Consider the following 17,704-nt stretch of genomic DNA (forward strand, 5'->3'; position numbering starts at 1 on the left):
GAACTGTCGGTACCCGATGCTTCGATGGCGGTATGTCACGACTCGACGAGGGGTTCCCGCCTCCCACGGCCTGTGTGCAGTGGTGTCAGCACCGCAGCTACGACCTGCATGTCCTCGACGACGGCGTGGAGGTGGACCTGGATTGGTGGAACGGACACCTCGACCGAGCAGGTCATGATTTTCGACTGCGCGGCCGCAACCTCGATGGCGAAATCGTCGAATACGGCGGTGCCACCGTGCAGCGCAACGATCTGCGAATCGGCACCGATCTAGCTGTAGGCGAACATGATTCGCTCGGACTGCTGTTTCTCTGTGCGGCCTGGCAGGGCAGCCATCGGCACCGCAGAGCGATGCGGCGATTCCCGGATGTCATGAACCCGCACCTCAGCCGTCCCGACGAGAATCCCGTCGCGAAGACTCTCGCCGTGCTCGACAGTTGCGTCCGCAATCGCGTAGTGCCCGACCATCCGAACTCGACCTGGTCCGGCTGGCCTGATGCCCCTGGTGTGGGAATGTCCTTGATGGCCACGTTCCTGTGGGCCGTGAAGGCGTCGGTCCACGGCGGCCCGGCGCAGCTGATCGACCAATACGGAGTCTCGACACTCATCCACGAAGGGTGGCTCGAAGATCCGTCGGTCACCGGCTTCACTCGTCGTCGTTACGACCGCTACGTCGAACTCATCACCGCATGGGCCACCGACATCGGTACCAGCCCCGAACTCGTCGAAATGTGGCTCGTGCAGCGCTGGAGCGCCCGACTGAACGAAGCCCGACACGGCCGCTACACCGCGCCCACATTGTTCTGAACGGTCGAGTACCGACGCACCTGAGACCGACTTGAGCCCGCTCGTGACGACGCCCCCGACGGCAAGCGGCCATGATGTAGCGATGAGCATGCAGCTGCACGGGCGACTCGGTCAGGTGCATCCCAGATGGTTCACCACGGCATTCTGGGTGATCCTCGTGGTGTCCACGTATTGGTTGGTCTTCAACTCGGATTGGCAATGGTGGCTTCTGCTCGCCGCATTCGGCGGAGCGGCCAATTACTGCTGGTGGCGGGTGCGACGGCCGCAAAAGCTGCGCGCATTGTGGGCACTGGCCTGTGGCCTGATCGCTACTGCCGCCCTGCTTTCCGCCGGGTGGGCCCTGCTGACTCCTTTCTCGGTGTCCACTGAAAGCGTAGGAAACAACCGAGTCGTCTGCGGCTCCATCGTGAACAGGGTCCAGGGCGACGACCTCCGCGAAACCGACGGCACGTCGGGAGAACTCATCGTGCGGGATCGACCGATCCCACAGAGCGAGTTTGTACGCGTATGTGCCAACGATGCGGACTACCGCACGAGTGACTTAGTGGGGGCTACCGTCATCGGGCTGTTGTTCGCCGTTCGCGCGACCGGCCACCTCGTTCGGCGAGCTGACATCGCGACGGACGAGGCGGCACAGCCGTTCAGGTCGTGAACCGTTCACGGCGTCCTCGGCAGCCTCACTTTCCTCACCCGACTGGCATCGACAATCGGTACAACATCTCGCGCGAAAGCAGTCCCTACGGAAAGAGTTTTGACAACACGACACCGGCGGACGTGGGTGCAGGTGCTACCGCGCCATTCCCACCGACGCACTGTTGGCACTGACAGGCATCGGATGGAGATCAGAAGCGGGGTTGTCAGGACACTCGACCATCTTCTATGGTTATCCGTAATTACGGAATGACGGATAGGAGAACTCAATGAGACGCTCGATCTGGATCTCGACGACCTGCGCGGCCGTGCTGTTGGTAGGCGGATGCGCCACCGCCGCCGACTCGAATGCCGCCACTCCAACGCCGGAGAACTGCGCTCCCGTCACCTCGACGGACCTCGCCACCGAGGACGGGTGGATCGGACTGATCGATCAAGCACCCGACACCATCAGCCTTGTCATCGACGACGGCCGCGGCCGAACCGTCGAACATCGTGCCGACCAGGAACAGGTGCTCGCATCGGCGATCAAGGTGGTGCATCTCGCCGCCTACGCCCGAGCAGTCACGGACGCCACCATCGACCCGAACGAGCAGGTGCTGCTTACTGATTGGGAACGCTGGTACGTACCCGGTACCGACGCCGGCGCGCACCCGGCCGCCTTGGACAGGCTGGGCATCGCGAACGACGGCATCGCGGCCACAGATCCCGAGGCCACGGTACGCATCGACGACATGGTCACGGCCATGATCCAGGAGAGCGACAATTCGGTTCCCGACTATCTCCGGTATCGACTGGGCGACCGAGCGATCGTCGACGCCGCCGCGACCGGAGGGTGGGAGAACTTCCAGGTACCGAGTCTGGTGACCGACATTCTGTCGCTGTACGACCCGGCCCTCGCCGACGGTAACCGATGGGAGACCGCGCAGATGTGGGCATTCGACCCGCAGTTCCGGGCGCAGGTCAGCGCAGCCATCCAACCCTCGACCTACGAGGAACAAGCCGACCGAGTGCAGAGCACCTTCCGCGGCGGCTCGGCAGAACAACTCAACGGGATGTATCGCGCCTTCACCGACGGCACCTTCGGCGATGCGTCCGACACCATTGTGCGCCAATTGGAATGGCAGCCCGCAGGCGACAGCGTTCGCGGAGTCGGCTTCAAGGGCGGCAGCCTCGCCGGCGTTCTGACCCAGGGATTCGAGCTTCGCCGCAACGACGGAACAGTCGCCACCACAGTGTGGCTGATCGATGGCCTTTCCGCGGACAGATTCGATCAGGCCATGACCCAATTCGGCGTACAGCAGCAACTCATCGTCGACGCGATGCTCTCGCCCGAGGTACTCGACCGGATAGCCTGCGTGGTGTGAGCGCAGAGTTCGAATCGAGACTGGCAGAGCTGGAGGCGCGCGTTGCCGAGCTGGAACGGCGCGACGCTCCCGAGCAGCTCGAGGCCGCCCCGTCGACGGGCGGCATGATCGCCTACCAAGGCGACGTCCATCTGCACGGCACGGTCCGCTGGGACATCGGCTACTCCCCCGACGCCATCGTGGAATTACCCGTTCCGTCGGCATCAGAAGTGCTCGCTGCTCTGGGACATCCGGTGCGGTTGCAGATCGTGCGGACACTACTGCGCGGCCCCGCGAACGCGGCGGATCTCCTCTCAGCAGTGGGGCTCGGCTCGTCCGGCCAGATTTATCACCATCTCAAGACGCTCAGTTCGGCGAACATCGTGGAGCAGCACGGCCGAGGAGACTATCGAATCGCCGCCAAACGAGTTGTGCCCCTATTGGTTTCGATGCTCGCTGCCGCGGATATCGCTGGCGATCTGGGTACGTGAACGCCCATAGCATCGCGTGTCAGGGCACGAACAACACACCCAACCCGGGAATCAGAGCGTTCGATGCCGGCGGGGCTTGCCACTGCTCCCGATTGTGAGTGACCGTCACGACCACCGGGCCAGCCCCGGTCTGCGCGGTCACTTCGAGAGGCAGATTGACCGGATATCTCGGCTCCGCGTTGATCGGTAGCGATGGGTTCTCGAGGGCTTCCCAGTGCCGTAGATCGACCGCTCCGACGGCTCCGGTGTCGAGATTGCGCCAGTTCACCGTCAGGAAGCGGTAATTGAACTGGTAGTAGTACGGCCTGATGGCGGCGGCCGCGAAGCGCACCTCACCCGGCTTCTCACCTACTGTCGCCTCGATCGGAATCGTCTGAACGAGTCCGCCCGGGACACCGGCCGGACCGAACTCCGGCCCCGTGACGACAGGAACCAGAAGCTCGGACGTCGTGGGTGCCGCCGTTGCCGTACCAGCGCCGACACCCAGAACCAGTGGCACGGAGAGCGCCAGCGCAACTACTCCGCGTCGTAAAGATGTTCGCATTGTTTGCCTTTCGATACGCGTTCGGATCAGGGGACGTAGATCAAGCCTTTGCCCGGGATCAGCGTGTCGGCGTAGGGCTCGCCGTCGTAGTAATCGCGGTAGTGGGTCACGGTGATCTCGACCCAGCCACTTCCGGTGGGCAGAGCTACTTCGCGCGGGTACTGCTCACTGTGTAGCGGCGGCAGGTCGTTGAGCGGGCCCGGGTTGGGGTTGTCCTGCCAATGCCGAAGTCCCGCGCTTCCACGGAAGCCGATGTCCCAGTTTCGCCAGTTCACACCGAGACTTCGGTACGGATACTGGTCTGCATACGGCGCGATATTCGCCGCGGACAGCAGCAGAACACCCGGCTCGGTACCGACCGTGGCCTTCATCGGAATGGTCTGAAACAACCCACCGGGCACGGCACCGGGTGCGATCTGGAAACCGGTGACCACCGGAATCTGGAGCAGCGTGGTCTGCGGCGCTGCCACGGCCGTTCCCGCGCTGCCCAGAATCAGTGGGATCGTCAGTGCGATCGATACGACCGCTCGCCGCAATGACTTTGGCATACTGCATACCTTTCGCTCATGTCGCACAACGAGATACCGGGTCGTTCGTGACATCGAACCAAGAACTCCAGGTTGAACCTGAAACATCAAGTGGTTCTTGAGTCTTTACCCGACCCACCCTCGCAGCCAGAGCGACAAAAGGACCGCTCGTATACCGATTCGTGACGGGGTCGTGACACGAACGACGTTAACAGACCACTTGGCCCGTTCGATTCAATGATCAGAGGTGACGCACTCCGCAGCCACCGGTGAGGACCATCGAATGAGGCAAGTCCGCACAATCGTGGCCACATGCGCGCTGATCGCCGCTACTGCTTTCGCAGCCACGGCCTGCGGCTCCGAGGAGCAGGCGAGCGCCGAAGCAGCGCCCGTCACCAGCTCAGCTGCTCCGTCGGCAAACGGGTACTCCGACTCCGACGGTGGAAGCGGCGCAGGCGGAATCGCACAGGCTCCAGACGTAGCCACCCCAGCACAAGCGATTCCCACTGCCGCGGGCACGCCAGCCGTATCGCCCGCCCCGAACCGCGACGATGTCAATGTCGATGCACGCGACTTCGAGCAAGCCGGAGGACAGTACTTCTTCCAGTCCCCCAGCGGGAACGTGCTCTGCGGATTCAACTCCTCCAATGCGCCCGGGACCATAGTGGGCTGCCAGGTCCGCTACTCGGTGCCGGGCAACACCGGCCGCGAGTGCCTCAACACCGAGAACAACACCTACGGGGTGAAAATCAACCAAGACGGCACCGTCGAACAGATCTGCACCAATCAGGGCATCTTCGTCGGCGGACCTGAACGCCCTCGAGTCTTGGAATACGGCCAGGTCATCGGAGTCACCGGCACATTCTGTCGCTCCACCGAGGCCGGCATCACCTGCTACGACGGCGACCGAGGCTTCATGATCTCCCGCGACGTCAACATCGCATTCTGATGAGGGAGTTCTGGAAACTCACGCTGACCGCAGTGCTCACCACTGCGGCACTGACGGCGTGCGGCAGTCAGGAAACACCCGCTGCTGATCCGGCCCCAACCACCAGTGTGGCCGTACAGATGCCCGCGCCTCCGCAGGTGACCATTGCTGCGCCGACCGACTCCACCGATGGCGACTCGGAAGGTGTGACAGAAGCACCACAGGCGCCCGAATCGAACCCGACCGCTGCCGATCCCGCGAACAACACGGCTCCCATCACCCCCGTCGACCCCGCCCGATACAGCGCGTACGGCAATCAGGTGGGCTGGAAGTCGCCGTCGGGCAACATCTATTGCAAGATCGGCGACAGTGAATTTTCGTCCGGTTGCCAAGCAACAGACGCTCCGATACCCGACGGCGCGAACTGCGTCACCCCGTCGTTCACCATCGACCAACTCGGTAAGGGCTTCTACATGACCCCGGGGAAGGTGACGCCGACCTGCTTCAACCAAGGCGAGTTCGGGGTCGAGAACGCACAACCGTTGGAATACAACACATCCATCACCTTCAACGGGTTCACGTGCTTCTCTCGCGTCGAAGCGATGATCTGCGACGCAGGCGGTGGACACGGATTCGTGTTGTCAATGCAACAGGCGACGTCGAACTGATGATGGGACACAGCAGGTGCACCGTCGTCGCCGCCGCCATTACGTGTGCCGGCTTTCTCCTGACGGGATGTGGCAGTTCGGACGCACCGACGGATGCGATGCCGTCGGTCATCCCCACCGTGGTCGCGGGTGCGCCGACAACATCGACGGGCGCGTCAGAACAACCCTCCCAGCCGCCGAGAAGCAACGATCCCGACTCCGGTTCCGTCGCAACACCATCGACCGAGACCATACCGATCACCCCCGTCGACCCGGCCGTGTACGCCGCGCCCAATGACCAGGTCGGTTGGAAGTCGCCGTCGGGCAACATCTTCTGCAAACTCGGATCGACCGCGTTCTCGTCCGGCTGCCAAGCCACAGATGCGCCGATACCCGAGGGTGCGGACTGCGACAAGCCACCGTTCTCGGCCGACGAATTGAGCAAAGGCTTCTTCCTGGATCCCGGGCTGGTGACGCCGGTGTGCTTCAACCAGGGCGCATTCGGAGTCCAGAACGCTCGATCACTCGACTACAACACGTCCATTTCGCATCTCGGCTACACCTGCTACTCCCGAGTCGAGGCCATGATCTGCGACGCGGGTGACGGACACGGATTCGTGCTGTCGATGCAACAGGCGACCTGGAAGTGATCGGCACTCACACTGCCCCGATACGGGAGACCAGACGACAGAAAACACCAGGTCCAGACCCGGCGGAAAAATAAATACTAATTTAGTATTGACGTAGATGGGTGGCATGGGTCACTGTGAAGGGACAAAGTCGTCTTCCGAACATCGAGGTCATATGCAGTTGAAGTGGAAGCTCGGTGCCGTTCTCGGTGCTGCGCTGGTCGCCCTCTCGGCAACGGGCTGCGCCGACCGGATCGGTGAGAACGGACGGATTGCGGTCGTCTACCTCAATGCGGAGGGGTATTACGCCGGCGTGGCCCGCGGTGTGGACGACACCTTTTCCGCGGTGGGCGACTCGCCTCAACTCCTCGAGGCCAACATCCGATCGGACGCGTCGCAGGAAAGCACCTTCGTCGACACCGTCGCGTCGGTCAAGGCCAACGCACTCATCATCTCCCCCGCGTCGGCCACCGCCTCCATCCCCGCGCTGGAACTCGCACACGAGAACGACGTGCCGATCATCTGCTACAACACCTGCGTCGAGGACTCCGCTGCGGAGCGGCTGGTGTCGGCGTACGTCCTCGGCGATCCGAAAGAGTTCGGTGCGGCGTCCGGACGCCAGATGGCAGCTCACTTCCAAGAGCTCGGACTCACCGAACCCAAAGTGGCCGTAATCAATTGCGAGCAGTTCGAGGTCTGCATCGAACGTCGGATCGGTTTCGAGGAAGCACTGACAGCAGCAATCCCGGGGGCAGAGATCGTCGCCAACCAGGAGGGTCTGACCCTCGATGAGGCAGTGCAACGCGCCGAACAGGTGCTCACCTCCTCCCCCGACATCAACGCCTTCTACGGCGAAGCAGGATCACAGACCATCGGTGCCGTCCGTGCCGTCGAGTCGCGCGGACTGTCCGGCAAGGTCGTGGTGTTCGGCGGCGACATGTCGACCCAGGCGGCCGGAATGCTGCAGAACGGCAGCATCCTCAAAGGCATCGCCGACATCTCGGGCATCAAGGTCGGCGAACTGGCGGGCAACGCAGCACTCGAGGTGCTCGACGGAAACCTCCCGCCCGACATGATAATTCGCGCGCCTATCGACGAGTACGTCGGACCGGATGCAGGCGGCGAGTGGATCGAGACGCACCCGGACGGCATTCCGTGACCGGCCGCAGCGTCACCGACGACCAGAGCCCGCGCCGAGAGGACACCATGAAAGACCAGGCACGCCCCGGCACGGACATCGTCGCCGAGATCGAAGGACTGACCAAGCACTACACGGGAGTTCGCGCCCTCACCGACGCCTCCATCACCATCGCCGTCGGCGAAGTCCGAGCCCTGTTGGGACGCAACGGAGCCGGCAAATCGACGATGATCCGGCTGCTGTCCGGAGTCGAGATCGCCGACGCCGGAACGATCCGCATCGACGGCGCGCTCCTCGGAGACGGTGGCGTCCGGGAGTCGACCAGCCTGGGCATCGAAACCGTCCACCAGGAACTCAGCCTCGTTCCGTCACTGACGGTTGCGGAGAACATGTTCCTCGGCGTCTGGCCCCGCTCCGGCGGCCGAATCGACTACGCGCTGATGCAACGCGAAACCGCAAGCGTCTTCGACGAACTCGGCCTGGACATCGACCCGCTCAGCCGAGTCGAAGCACTGCCTCTTGCCGAACAGCAATTGGTGGAGATTTGCCGAGCTGTCCGTCGACGCCCTCGGCTGCTCATTCTCGACGAACCGACCAGCGCACTCGCCGCTGCGGAAGTTCAGGTCGTGCTGCGCACCGTCACCCGCATCGCCTCCACCGGCGTCGCCGTGGTGTACGTCAGCCACCGACTCGACGAGATCCGTCAGGTCGCCACCACCGCAACGGTCATGCGCGACGGCCGCATCATCGACACCGTCTCGCTCGCGGAAGCCACCACCGCGCAGGTCGTGGACCTCATGGTCGGGGGCATCACCGAGACCGAGGTGCGCGTCGAACGTCACGTGAACCGCGCCGACACTCCCCTGTTGTCGGTCCGCAACCTTTCTCTGCCACCGAAGATTCGGGACGTGTCCTTCGATGTCCACGCCGGTGAGGTACTCGGCCTGGCCGGGCTGATGGGATCGGGACGCACCGAATTGCTCCGCGCGATTGCCGGATTCGACCCTATGGTCTCGGGCTCGGTTGTGGTGGAGGGGAAAACGGTCGACTCCGTCTCGCCGTCGAACATGAAGAAGCTCGGCGTCGGTATGACCCCAGAGGACCGTAAAGGTGCCGGCATCATCCCGATGCTGGGAGTCGACGAGAACATGGTGATGTCCGACATGCGCAGCGTCAGTCGTGGACCAACCATCGACTACAAGCGAGTTCGATCGGCAGCAGCGGACCTCATCTCCCGCTTGTCGATCGCCACCGCCAAGGGTGCCACCCCCATCGTCAACCTGAGCGGCGGCAACCAGCAGAAGGCCGTCATCGGCCGCTGGCTGCACGCGGGCAGCCGCATCCTGCTGCTGGACGAACCGACCCGAGGTGTGGACGTCGCAGCCAAGGCCGAGATCTATCGCCTCGTACGCGAACTCGCCGACGGCGGTGCCGCCGTCGTGTTCGTCTCCGGCGAACTCGAAGAAATACCACTGGTCTGTGACCGCGTCATAGCCATTCGCGGCGGAGAGGTCGCCGACGAGCTGACCGGATCCGCCATCACCATCGATTCCGTTCTCGCCGCCGCCATGGCGGCGTGACGTGACGACCCCGAGCGACGACGAGAGAAGGACCGACATGGTCACCATCGACAAGGACCGCCCCGCAGGCGACGGAACGAAGAAGAGCAGCTGGCTGAGCTCACGCTCGCACCAGCTGAACGAGATCGGGCTGGTCGTCGCGATCATCGCCCTCTACATTGTGCTCGGCCTCACCGCCGCTGGATTCATGGACGGTGCAAACCAATTGGGCATCCTGCGTGACGCGGCGACGATCGGTATCGCCGCGTGGGGCGTGACGCTGGTGATCATTGCCGGTGAGATCGACATCAGCATCGGACCTGCCGTCGCCTTCGCATCCGTGATCGTCGCGATGGGTAGTGCCACATGGGGATTCGGCGTCGTCGGTGCCGTGCTGCTCACCTTGGCACTCGGCATCGCGTGGGGCGCACTGGCAGGCTGGCTGGTGGCGGCCTTCAAGGTCCCGTCCTTCATCGCCACACTCGGATTGTGGAGTGTCCTGGGTGGTCTCGGGTTGTACCTCACGGACGCCCTACCCGTCGTGCTGCCCGAAAGTGGCCTGTTCGACCTCCTCGGCGGTTCCATCCTCGGTATTCCGACGTCGGCAGTCGTCATGCTCGTTCTCTTCGTCGCGTTCGTCTACATCGCCAAGTTCACCGCCTACGGCCGCTCCATCTACGCGATCGGTGGCAACGCGTCCGCCGCTCGACTGTCGGGTATCAACCTGACAAAGGTCCGGATCCTGCTTTTCGCCACCACCGGATTGCTCTCGGCCATCACGGGAATCCTGCTCGCTGCACGCTTGGGAGCCGGCTCCGGAAGCGCCGGCTCCGGGCTCGAGTTCGACATCATCGCGGCCGTCGTCATCGGCGGCGCAGCACTCGCCGGTGGACGCGGCACCATGCTGGGCACTTTCCTGGGCGTAGTTTTCATCACGGTGATCGGCAACGGTCTTGTGCTCCTGGGCGTGAACTCGTTCCTGCAGGACGTCATCCGCGGCGTCATCATCGTCGGTGCCGTTCTCATCAACGCACTCATCGGCCGGCGCAGCGCCGCGGCGATGCGAACCTCCTGACCACACCGTCCCAACCAAGAATTTCAGCAGGAGAACATCGTGACCACAGTCGAGCAAGATTCCCCCGTCGTCCCCGAGACGATGACCGGCATCTACCTCCCGGGCGACTCCACCACGGAACGACGTACGGTCTCCGTGCCCACACCGGGACCGGGCCAGCTGTTGGTGGAGGTCGGTGCCGCCGGTATCTGCGGTACGGACATCAGCTACATCTACCGGGAGTACAAGACGCACCGCGGGATCGATGGACCCGCCTACCGCGGCGTCGTCTCCGGTCACGAGCCGTCGGGTCGCGTGGTTGCGGCGGGACCGAATTGCGCACGGTTCACCGCCGGAGATCGGGTCATCGTGTACCACATCGCCGGCTGCGGGCTCTGCGACAACTGCCGCCGCGGGTACTACATCAGCTGCACTGCGGATTCCCGTGAGTCGTACGGCTGGCAACGTGACGGGGGCAACGCCCGCTACGTTCTCGCAGAAGAGCGGACGTGCGTCCCACTGCCCGAGGAGTTGTCGTATGTCGACGGTGCCTTGATCGCATGCGGATTCGGCACCGCGTACGAAGGTCTACGACGTGTCGGAGTCAGCGGAGAGGGCGATTTGCTGGTCGTCGGGTTGGGACCGGTCGGATTGGCGGCCGGCATGATCGGGCGCGGGATGGGCGCACGACGAGTGGTCGGCGTCGAGTTGTCCGAAGTACGCCGCACCTGGGCGGACTCCCTCGGGATCTTCGACGCCACTGTCTCCCCCGACGAGGCCGACGCCCTTCTCACCGAGATGAGCGGTGGTGCCGGGTTCGGTTTCACCATCGACGCCTCGGGCTCGGCACCGGGCCGCACTACCGCCGTGCAACACGCGGCCGAATGGGGCCACGTCTCGTTCATCGGTGAAGGTGGCCGCTTCGACACGGAAGTCTCGGACACGTTGCTGCACAAGCAACTGACGCTGCATGCCTCCTGGGTCACGTCGCTGCAAGCAATGTCCGACCTTGCCCACAACCTGGTCGCCTGGGGTCTACGACCAGAGACGGTGGTGAGCGATCGCTTCTCCCTCGACCAGGCCGAGGAAGCGTTCGCTCTGGCCGCCGGCGGCAGTCGAGGCAAAGTCGTGTTCGTCTCGAATTCGGTTCGGTGACAATGCACATGCCCGCGGAGGTCGCCACCGAGATCGACGAAGGCGGTGGCTCTCGACCCGACGTCGTGTGGATCGACAACGCCGTACTGCGCCTCGGGTTCGTCCCCGCACTGGGTGGGCGCTTGCTCTCGATGCGCATGCGAGGCCAGGAGTTGTTGTGGCGGAACGCGTCTCTGCTCGATGACGCATTGCATCCGGTCGGGTCACATGTCCCCGAACCCGTGTCCGGCGCGATGAGCCTGTGGAACAACTACGGCGGCGACAAGACATGGCCGGCACCGCAGGGCTGGTCGGCGTCGACCGAATGGGCGGGACCGCCGGACCCCGTACTGGATTCCGGCTACTACGACTGGACCGTCGACCGCACCGACAAGTCGACAACCGTGACCATGACCAGCGGCCACGACCCACGGACCGGCCTCACCGTCACGCGCGCGGTCAGCGTGACCCGCGGGCAGAGCGCCTACGACGTGCACCTGTCCGCGCAGAACACCTCCGAGAACAACGTGCGATGGGCGCTGTGGAATGTCACCCAGCGCGCGGGCGGCGAACCCGGGTCCGGCGGTGTGGACATCGGCATCGAGCCCGGTGATCACCGAACAGTCGAGTTGGCCGTCGGCACCGGCGCACCGCGAGTGGACACTCTGGGCACCGACCGACTACACGTGGCGCACCAGGACGTCGTCGGCAAGGTCGGTGTACCCGGAGCCAGCGGATGGTTGGCGCACAGCGCTTTCGGCACCACCGCGACCCAGACGTTCACCGTCGACCCGACTGCCGAGTATCCGGACCAGGGCTCGCGGGTCGAGGTCTGGATGGAGCACCCCCTCACCCACCCGATCACCCACCTGGGTGGCCTGCACCCCAGCGCTCGCATCGTGGAGATCGAACTGCTCGGCCCCTCGACCGCACTGGCACCGGGTGATCGCACCGACTACCGCTACCGCAGTGGCGTCTCCGAAGGTTCGGGCGACGTCCGCGCCGTCACTTCGGTCGGACACTGGGAAGGCGACGACCGCTTCTGCAGCTACATCTCCGGCCACCTGGTCGTCGACGGTGAGGCCGTGGCATCTGTTCGGGCGGGCGATGCTCTTACCATCGCGGTTGTCGGTGATGTGATGCTGCGGGACCACACGGGAACCGACTACGACGTGACCCCGGCACGGAAGGACACTCCATGACACGCACCGTTCTCATCACCGGCGCGGCCGCCGGTATCGGTGCCGCGACGGCCCGTCGGATGGCGGCATCGGGGTGGTCTGTCGCGTTGTTGGATCTCGACGATCGAGTCGATGAGGTTGCAGCAGAGATCGCGTCGGCAGGTGGGCGAGCTCTCGCGTTCGTCGGCGATGTCACGTTAGAGAACGATTGGAACGATGCGCTGGAGCAGGTGCACGTCGAACTCGGTCCCGTCGACGCCCTCGTGAGCAACGCCCTCGCCACCGATCGGGTGCCGCTGCACGAGATGACGCTGGCCTCGTGGCAACGGCAACTGGACGTCAACCTGACCGGAACGTTTCTGGGTGTCCGGGCATGCTTGGCCGACCTGCGGCGAGATCGCCGAGGCTCGATCGTGCTCGTCTCCTCGGTGCACGCCAACTTCGGGCTCCCCGCCGTCCCTGCCTACGCGGCAACCAAGGCCGGGCTGACGGGTCTCACCCGCCAGCTCGCGACCGAATACGGTGGCGAGGTCCGGGTGAACTGTCTGCTGCCCGGACCGGTGCTGACCGCGCAGTGGGACGGGATCTCGGATGCAGACCGCGCAGCCAGTGCGGCCCAAACCGCGACCGGCCGACTCGGACAACCGGACGAGGTGGCGGCGCCGATCGAATTTCTGCTCGGCGACCAGGCGTCGTTCATCACCGGAACCACTCTCGTCGTCGACGGCGGGTGGAGTATCACCAAGAATTCGGCATGAGCGACAGTACCGATGGCGTGAAGGGGATCGCATGACGGGCTACACAGGACGCGGATTGCACGGCACCACAGTCGAACTGCTCGGCTCACGCATCGTGGACGGCACCATCACCCCTGGTGAGACCCTCGACCTCCGCGCTCTGGGCTCGGAGATGGACCTGTCGATGACCGCGCTACGGGAGGCCATCAAGGTGCTTGCCGCGAAGGGTTTGCTCGATTCTCGGCAGCGACGCGGCACCTTCGTCCGTGACCGGGCCGCATGGAATGTGCTGGACAGTGACGTCATCCGGTGGCGGCATGCCGCGGGCGATGCGGCGGCAATGCTCACCGAGCTGGCCGAGGTTCGCGCCATCATCGAACCGTCGGCGGCAGGCCTCGCTGCGCTGCGCCGCACCGACGACGATCTCGCCGACTTCGAGGCAGCGCTCGACAACATGGAGGCAGCGTCATCGGCCGGTGCAGACCAGGCGGCCGCGGCCGACCTTGCCTGGCACGCGATACTGCTGCGCGCGGCCCACAACGAAATGCTCGCCAGCATGAGCATCTTCGTAGAACCGGCCTTGATGGTTCGAGACTCGTTGGTGCACAACCACACCGAAGACAATCCGGTTCCCAGCCACCGCGCCGTCGTCGACGCCATCAGAGCGAGCGATGCGGCCGGTGCGGTCGAGCTGACCCGTGCGCTTCTCGACAAGTCCGTCGACGACCTGTCGCGCGTGCTCGAACTGATCAACAGCAAGGACCACGAGTGAAGATCACTGCAATCGACACGTTTGCTGTCGCACCCCGCTGGCTGTTCTGCCGTGTCGAGACCGATGCCGGCATCGTCGGGTGGGGTGAGCCCGTCGTCGAGGGCCGCGCCGACACGGTGCGCGCCGCCGTCCGAGAGCTGGCCGAGCTCCTCATCGGCCGCGATCCCCGCACGGTCGAAGCGCACTGGCAGGTGATGACGAAGGGCGGTTTCTATCGCGGCGGACCGGTACTGTCCAGCGCAGTCGCCGGACTGGACCAGGCACTGTGGGACATCCTCGGCAAATCACTCGACGTGCCCGTCCACCAACTGCTCGGCGGCGCGGTGCGCGACCGAGTCCGCGTGTACGGATGGATCGGCGGGGACGAACCGGCCGAGGTGGCCGACGCAGCCCGGGCGCAGATCGAGAACGGGCTGACTGCGCTGAAGATGAACGCGTGCGGCCGAATCGGGCGTCTCGCCACCGCAGCCGAACTCGATGGTGTGGTGGAGCGCGTCTCGCAGGTTCGAGCGGCGATCGGCGACGGCAACGACGTGGCGATCGACTTCCACGGCAGGGTCGGTGTCGCGGATGCGCGGCGACTGCTGCCGGTGTTGGAGCCGCTCCGGCCGCTGTTCGTCGAGGAACCGGTGCTCCCGGAATTCGCACACCGACTCCGAGACATCGTGTCCAGCAGCAGTGTTCCGATCGGCACCGGCGAACGGTTGTTCTCACGCGCGGAGTTCTTACCCGTCCTCGAAGCCGGCGTGACCGTCGTTCAACCCGACATCTCCCATGCGGGCGGCATCTCCGAGGTGCGGCGCATCGCCACGCTCGCCGACACTTTCGGGGCTCTGCTGGCACCGCACTGCCCACTCGGTCCGATCGCGTTGGCGGCGAGTTTGCAAGTCGCGTTCGCAACGCCGAACTTCCTGCTGCAGGAGCAGTCCATCGGCATTCACTACAACGAAGGCAGCGCGGAACTGCTCGACTATGTGCTCGACCGGTCGCCTTTCACCTTCGTCGACGGTCACGTCGAGCGTTGGACCGCAGCAGGTTTGGGCATCGAAGTCGACGAAGACGCTGTACGTCGCGCAGATGCCGTTGCCGAGAGCTGGCACGGCCCGATCTGGCACCACCCGGATGGTTCGTTCGCCGAATGGTGACGAGCTCTACAGAAACGAGAACTTCCATGACCCTGTTGGACGACCTTCGCGAGCACCGATTGCTGGGCATCATCCGCGGTACCGACGCCGCAGCGTCCATCGACACCGCCCTCGCCCTCGCCGACGAAGGGGTCCGCCTCTTCGAGGTGTCACTGACGTCGGCCGACGCACTGCGGGTCATCGAGACTGTTGCCGCTCGCCTCGACGGGAAGGTTCAGCTCGGGGCCGGCACAGTGATCGACCCGGCGGACGTGGCGCGGGTACGAGACGCCGGCGCGACCTACGTCGTCACCCCCGCCGTCGCACCGTCGGTCGAAGTTGCTGTCGCCGCGGGTATTCCGGTGCTGTGCGGCGCACTGACACCGACGGAAGTGGTCACGGCCGTCGGCCTCGGCGTCGACGGCGTCAAGATCTTCCCGGCGTCGGTCTTCGGACCGCAGTACTTCAAAGATCTGCGGGCACCGTTTCCGGATGTGCCGCTCATCCCGGTCGGCGGGGTCGGGGCCGACGCAATCGCGGCGTACTTCGCCAACGGGGCCACTGCTGTCGGCGTCGCCAGTCCGCTGTGTGGCGACGCTCCGAACGGTGGCGATCTCGGCGGACTTCGCGAACGCGCGCGTGCGTTTCTCGACGCTGTTAGAACCGACCAATGACTGCCGACCTCGACGTCGTGACCATCGGTGAGTCGATGGTGGCAGTTCGGTGTGCAGGCCTGATCAAGTTCGGTGGCGCAGCGACCGTCGCGATGGCCGGGGCAGAGACCAACGTCGCCATCGGTCTCGCTCGGCTCGGCCATCGAGTCCGCTGGGCCGGACGGGTGGGTGCCGACGAATCCGGCGAACTGATCCTCCGCACACTGCGAGCCGAGAACGTGTTGACGGAAGGCGTGGTTCGCGATCCCGATCACGCCACCGGGCTGGTGATGTTCGAGCAGCGCCTGCCCGACGTCACCCGCGTCGAATACCACCGCGCAGGCTCGGCCGGATCACGGCTCACCCCTGCCGACGCCGATGCTGCGTTGACCGAGTCGCCTCGCATCCTCCACCTCACCGGCATCACGCCCGCTCTGTCGACGGATGCCGCCGCCGCGATCGAGACCGCTGTGCGGCGGGCCCGCGCCGACGGTGTGATCGTGTCGTTCGACGTCAACTTCCGGTCCCGGCTGTGGGACCTGGATTCAGCGTCCGCGGTGCTGCGTCCGCTCGTTCTTGCTTCACGCATCGTGATCGCATCCGAGGACGAATTGAATCTCGTCGCAACGCATCCGGACGAACTGCTCGACGCCGGGGTGCACGAGGTCGTCATCAAGAGAGGGGCCGACGGTGCCGCCGTCCACACCCGCGATGGCGTCGACGAAGCGCCCGGCCACCAAGTGACAGTCGTCGATTCCATCGGAGCGGGCGACGCTTTCACCGCGGGATACCTGTCCGGTCGCCTCGACGGGCTGTCCATCACAGGACGACTCGCTCGAGCTAACACATTGGGAGCGTTCGCAGTATCGAGCCGCGGCGACTGGGAGGGGTTGCCCACACGCGGCGAGCTCGATCTGATCACCACCGAATCCGGAGCGGCGCTGCGATGACTCTCGTGGGTGAATGGGCACCGCTGTCCGACGCGCGATACGAATTGGGCGAAGGAGCAAGACCCTCGGGAGCCGGATTCGTGTTCGTCGACCTACTGTCCGGCGCGTTGATTATGGATGATGGCTCGGTGCTGCACGACCTGGACGTACCGCTCGGGGCGGTCGCACCACGGCCGGGTGGAGGATGGATTGCCGCTGCGGGCAACGGGATCGCGTTCCTGGACCGGTCCGGCGGCGAGGTCGAGTGGGTTGCCGACCTGCTGGTCGACGCACTGGTGCCGATGCGCATGAACGACGGGGTCGCCGATCCGCACGGCCGATTCTGGGCAGGTGCCATGCCGTACGGAGACCATCCCGGTACCGGGTTCCTCGTGCGCGTCGACGTCGACGGCAGGACTCATCGCGTCCTCGACGGACTGACGATTCCGAACGGTCCGGCCTTCTCCGCGGACGGATCCGTCATGTATCTGGCGGAGAGCACGGCCGGAGTGATCACCCGGTACGACGTGGCCGACGACGGCAGTCTCCTTGCCCCAACAGCTTTCGCCGAAGTCGGTGACGCCAATCCGGATGGAATGACCGTCGACGCCGACGGGTGCCTCTGGTCAGCGCTGTGGGGTGGGCATCGTCTTCATCGGTATGCGCCAGACGGGGAACTCGTGGACGTCGTTCCGGTCCCTGCCTCTCAACCGACCAGCATCGCCTTCGGCTCGGGGCGCATTCTGGTGACCAGTGCTACGACCGGCCTCGACGAGCCGGGTCCTTGGGACGGTGCGACCTTGATTACGTCCACCACCGTAGGCGGTGTGCCGACCGCGATGTTCGGCCGTTGA

The 17,704-nt window shown here is 64.8% G+C and carries 20 protein-coding genes; 18 read left to right on the forward strand and 2 right to left on the reverse strand.

What is annotated here, in order from left to right:
• Positions 1-32: 32 nt before the first annotated feature.
• The 4 genes from MTX34_RS17045 to MTX34_RS17060 all read left to right on the forward strand — a co-directional run bounded on the left by MTX34_RS17045 (position 33) and on the right by MTX34_RS17060 (position 3,294).
• Positions 33-806, forward strand: coding sequence for a hypothetical protein (locus tag MTX34_RS17045; protein WP_243610176.1), 774 nt, complete (start codon positions 33-35; stop codon positions 804-806).
• Positions 807-888: 82 nt separating this feature from the next.
• Positions 889-1,458: a hypothetical protein gene (locus tag MTX34_RS17050; protein WP_243610177.1), complete on the forward strand. Its 570-nt coding sequence runs from the start codon at positions 889-891 to the stop codon at positions 1,456-1,458.
• Between the two features lie 268 nt (positions 1,459-1,726).
• Complete coding sequence (locus MTX34_RS17055) at positions 1,727-2,824, forward strand: serine hydrolase (RefSeq protein ID WP_243610178.1); 1,098 nt, start codon at positions 1,727-1,729, stop codon at positions 2,822-2,824.
• Complete coding sequence (locus MTX34_RS17060; protein WP_243610179.1) at positions 2,821-3,294, forward strand: helix-turn-helix transcriptional regulator; 474 nt, start codon at positions 2,821-2,823, stop codon at positions 3,292-3,294. The genes MTX34_RS17055 and MTX34_RS17060 overlap by 4 nt, the downstream gene beginning before the upstream one ends.
• A gap of 19 nt (positions 3,295-3,313) precedes the next feature.
• On the opposite strand, the gene MTX34_RS17065 is transcribed toward MTX34_RS17060, so the two are convergent.
• Together MTX34_RS17065 and MTX34_RS17070 are read right to left on the reverse strand one after the other, a co-directional pair.
• Entirely contained in the window at positions 3,314-3,838 is a 525-nt protein-coding gene (locus tag MTX34_RS17065) for a hypothetical protein (RefSeq protein ID WP_052055070.1), read from the reverse strand.
• A gap of 26 nt (positions 3,839-3,864) precedes the next feature.
• Complete coding sequence (locus tag MTX34_RS17070; RefSeq protein WP_243610180.1) at positions 3,865-4,386, reverse strand: hypothetical protein; 522 nt, start codon at positions 4,384-4,386, stop codon at positions 3,865-3,867.
• A 262-nt stretch (positions 4,387-4,648) separates the two neighbouring features.
• Between MTX34_RS17070 and MTX34_RS17075 the strand changes: the two genes are divergently transcribed.
• From MTX34_RS17075 to MTX34_RS17140, 14 genes are all read left to right on the forward strand, one after another.
• Positions 4,649-5,314 (forward strand): hypothetical protein, encoded by a 666-nt coding sequence (locus tag MTX34_RS17075; RefSeq protein WP_243610181.1) that lies wholly within the window; start codon positions 4,649-4,651, stop codon positions 5,312-5,314.
• Positions 5,314-5,961, forward strand: a complete 648-nt coding sequence (locus MTX34_RS17080; RefSeq protein ID WP_243610182.1) for a hypothetical protein — start codon at positions 5,314-5,316, stop codon at positions 5,959-5,961. The genes MTX34_RS17075 and MTX34_RS17080 overlap by 1 nt, the downstream gene beginning before the upstream one ends.
• A gap of 98 nt (positions 5,962-6,059) precedes the next feature.
• Positions 6,060-6,590 carry a hypothetical protein gene (locus tag MTX34_RS17085; RefSeq protein ID WP_243610183.1) on the forward strand — a complete coding sequence of 177 codons (531 nt, stop codon included), beginning with the start codon at positions 6,060-6,062 and terminating at the stop codon, positions 6,588-6,590.
• A gap of 154 nt (positions 6,591-6,744) precedes the next feature.
• Entirely contained in the window at positions 6,745-7,728 is a 984-nt protein-coding gene (locus MTX34_RS17090) for a substrate-binding domain-containing protein (RefSeq protein WP_243610184.1), read from the forward strand.
• The gene (locus MTX34_RS17095) at positions 7,725-9,287 is read left to right on the forward strand and encodes a sugar ABC transporter ATP-binding protein (protein ID WP_243610185.1); all 1,563 of its coding nucleotides are present in this window, start codon (positions 7,725-7,727) and stop codon (positions 9,285-9,287) included. The genes MTX34_RS17090 and MTX34_RS17095 overlap by 4 nt, the downstream gene beginning before the upstream one ends.
• 1 nt (position 9,288) lies before the next feature.
• Positions 9,289-10,341: an ABC transporter permease gene (locus MTX34_RS17100; protein ID WP_243610186.1), complete on the forward strand. Its 1,053-nt coding sequence runs from the start codon at positions 9,289-9,291 to the stop codon at positions 10,339-10,341.
• A 39-nt stretch (positions 10,342-10,380) separates the two neighbouring features.
• The gene (locus tag MTX34_RS17105; RefSeq protein WP_243610187.1) at positions 10,381-11,475 is read left to right on the forward strand and encodes a zinc-binding dehydrogenase; all 1,095 of its coding nucleotides are present in this window, start codon (positions 10,381-10,383) and stop codon (positions 11,473-11,475) included.
• Positions 11,476-11,477: 2 nt separating this feature from the next.
• Positions 11,478-12,656: a DUF4380 domain-containing protein gene (locus MTX34_RS17110; RefSeq protein ID WP_243610210.1), complete on the forward strand. Its 1,179-nt coding sequence runs from the start codon at positions 11,478-11,480 to the stop codon at positions 12,654-12,656.
• Positions 12,653-13,393 carry an SDR family NAD(P)-dependent oxidoreductase gene (locus tag MTX34_RS17115; protein WP_222100207.1) on the forward strand — a complete coding sequence of 247 codons (741 nt, stop codon included), beginning with the start codon at positions 12,653-12,655 and terminating at the stop codon, positions 13,391-13,393. The genes MTX34_RS17110 and MTX34_RS17115 overlap by 4 nt, the downstream gene beginning before the upstream one ends.
• A gap of 31 nt (positions 13,394-13,424) precedes the next feature.
• Positions 13,425-14,144, forward strand: coding sequence for a FadR/GntR family transcriptional regulator (locus MTX34_RS17120; RefSeq protein ID WP_094609877.1), 720 nt, complete (start codon positions 13,425-13,427; stop codon positions 14,142-14,144).
• Positions 14,141-15,289, forward strand: a complete 1,149-nt coding sequence (gene dgoD / locus MTX34_RS17125) for a galactonate dehydratase (RefSeq protein ID WP_243610188.1) — start codon at positions 14,141-14,143, stop codon at positions 15,287-15,289. Before MTX34_RS17120 ends, dgoD begins: the two co-directional genes overlap by 4 nt.
• Before the next feature lie 26 nt (positions 15,290-15,315).
• Entirely contained in the window at positions 15,316-15,942 is a 627-nt protein-coding gene (locus MTX34_RS17130) for a bifunctional 4-hydroxy-2-oxoglutarate aldolase/2-dehydro-3-deoxy-phosphogluconate aldolase (protein WP_243610189.1), read from the forward strand.
• Positions 15,939-16,871: a sugar kinase gene (locus MTX34_RS17135; RefSeq protein ID WP_243610190.1), complete on the forward strand. Its 933-nt coding sequence runs from the start codon at positions 15,939-15,941 to the stop codon at positions 16,869-16,871. Before MTX34_RS17130 ends, MTX34_RS17135 begins: the two co-directional genes overlap by 4 nt.
• Positions 16,868-17,704 (forward strand): SMP-30/gluconolactonase/LRE family protein, encoded by an 837-nt coding sequence (locus MTX34_RS17140; RefSeq protein ID WP_243610191.1) that lies wholly within the window; start codon positions 16,868-16,870, stop codon positions 17,702-17,704. Before MTX34_RS17135 ends, MTX34_RS17140 begins: the two co-directional genes overlap by 4 nt.

It is taken from the genome of Rhodococcus sp. ARC_M5, from assembly GCF_022810405.1.
GTDB classification, from domain to species: domain Bacteria; phylum Actinomycetota; class Actinomycetes; order Mycobacteriales; family Mycobacteriaceae; genus Rhodococcoides; species Rhodococcoides navarretei.

Bases quoted from the DNA above. Each gene is read 5' to 3' on its own strand.
- MTX34_RS17065 (WP_052055070.1), bottom strand. From the start codon at position 3,838: ATGCGAACATCTTTACGACGCGGAGTAGTTGCGCTGGCGCTCTCCGTG.
- MTX34_RS17120 (WP_094609877.1), top strand. From the start codon at position 13,425: ATGACGGGCTACACAGGACGCGGATTGCACGGCACCACAGTCGAACTG.
- MTX34_RS17050 (WP_243610177.1), top strand. From the start codon at position 889: ATGAGCATGCAGCTGCACGGGCGACTCGGTCAGGTGCATCCCAGATGG.
- MTX34_RS17055 (WP_243610178.1), top strand. From the start codon at position 1,727: ATGAGACGCTCGATCTGGATCTCGACGACCTGCGCGGCCGTGCTGTTG.
- MTX34_RS17135 (WP_243610190.1), top strand. From the start codon at position 15,939: ATGACTGCCGACCTCGACGTCGTGACCATCGGTGAGTCGATGGTGGCA.
- MTX34_RS17090 (WP_243610184.1), top strand. From the start codon at position 6,745: ATGCAGTTGAAGTGGAAGCTCGGTGCCGTTCTCGGTGCTGCGCTGGTC.
- MTX34_RS17085 (WP_243610183.1), top strand. From the start codon at position 6,060: ATGCCGTCGGTCATCCCCACCGTGGTCGCGGGTGCGCCGACAACATCG.
- MTX34_RS17115 (WP_222100207.1), top strand. From the start codon at position 12,653: ATGACACGCACCGTTCTCATCACCGGCGCGGCCGCCGGTATCGGTGCC.
- MTX34_RS17110 (WP_243610210.1), top strand. From the start codon at position 11,478: ATGCACATGCCCGCGGAGGTCGCCACCGAGATCGACGAAGGCGGTGGC.
- MTX34_RS17045 (WP_243610176.1), top strand. From the start codon at position 33: ATGTCACGACTCGACGAGGGGTTCCCGCCTCCCACGGCCTGTGTGCAG.
- MTX34_RS17140 (WP_243610191.1), top strand. From the start codon at position 16,868: ATGACTCTCGTGGGTGAATGGGCACCGCTGTCCGACGCGCGATACGAA.
- MTX34_RS17080 (WP_243610182.1), top strand. From the start codon at position 5,314: ATGAGGGAGTTCTGGAAACTCACGCTGACCGCAGTGCTCACCACTGCG.
- MTX34_RS17130 (WP_243610189.1), top strand. From the start codon at position 15,316: ATGACCCTGTTGGACGACCTTCGCGAGCACCGATTGCTGGGCATCATC.
- MTX34_RS17070 (WP_243610180.1), bottom strand. From the start codon at position 4,386: ATGCCAAAGTCATTGCGGCGAGCGGTCGTATCGATCGCACTGACGATC.
- MTX34_RS17075 (WP_243610181.1), top strand. From the start codon at position 4,649: ATGAGGCAAGTCCGCACAATCGTGGCCACATGCGCGCTGATCGCCGCT.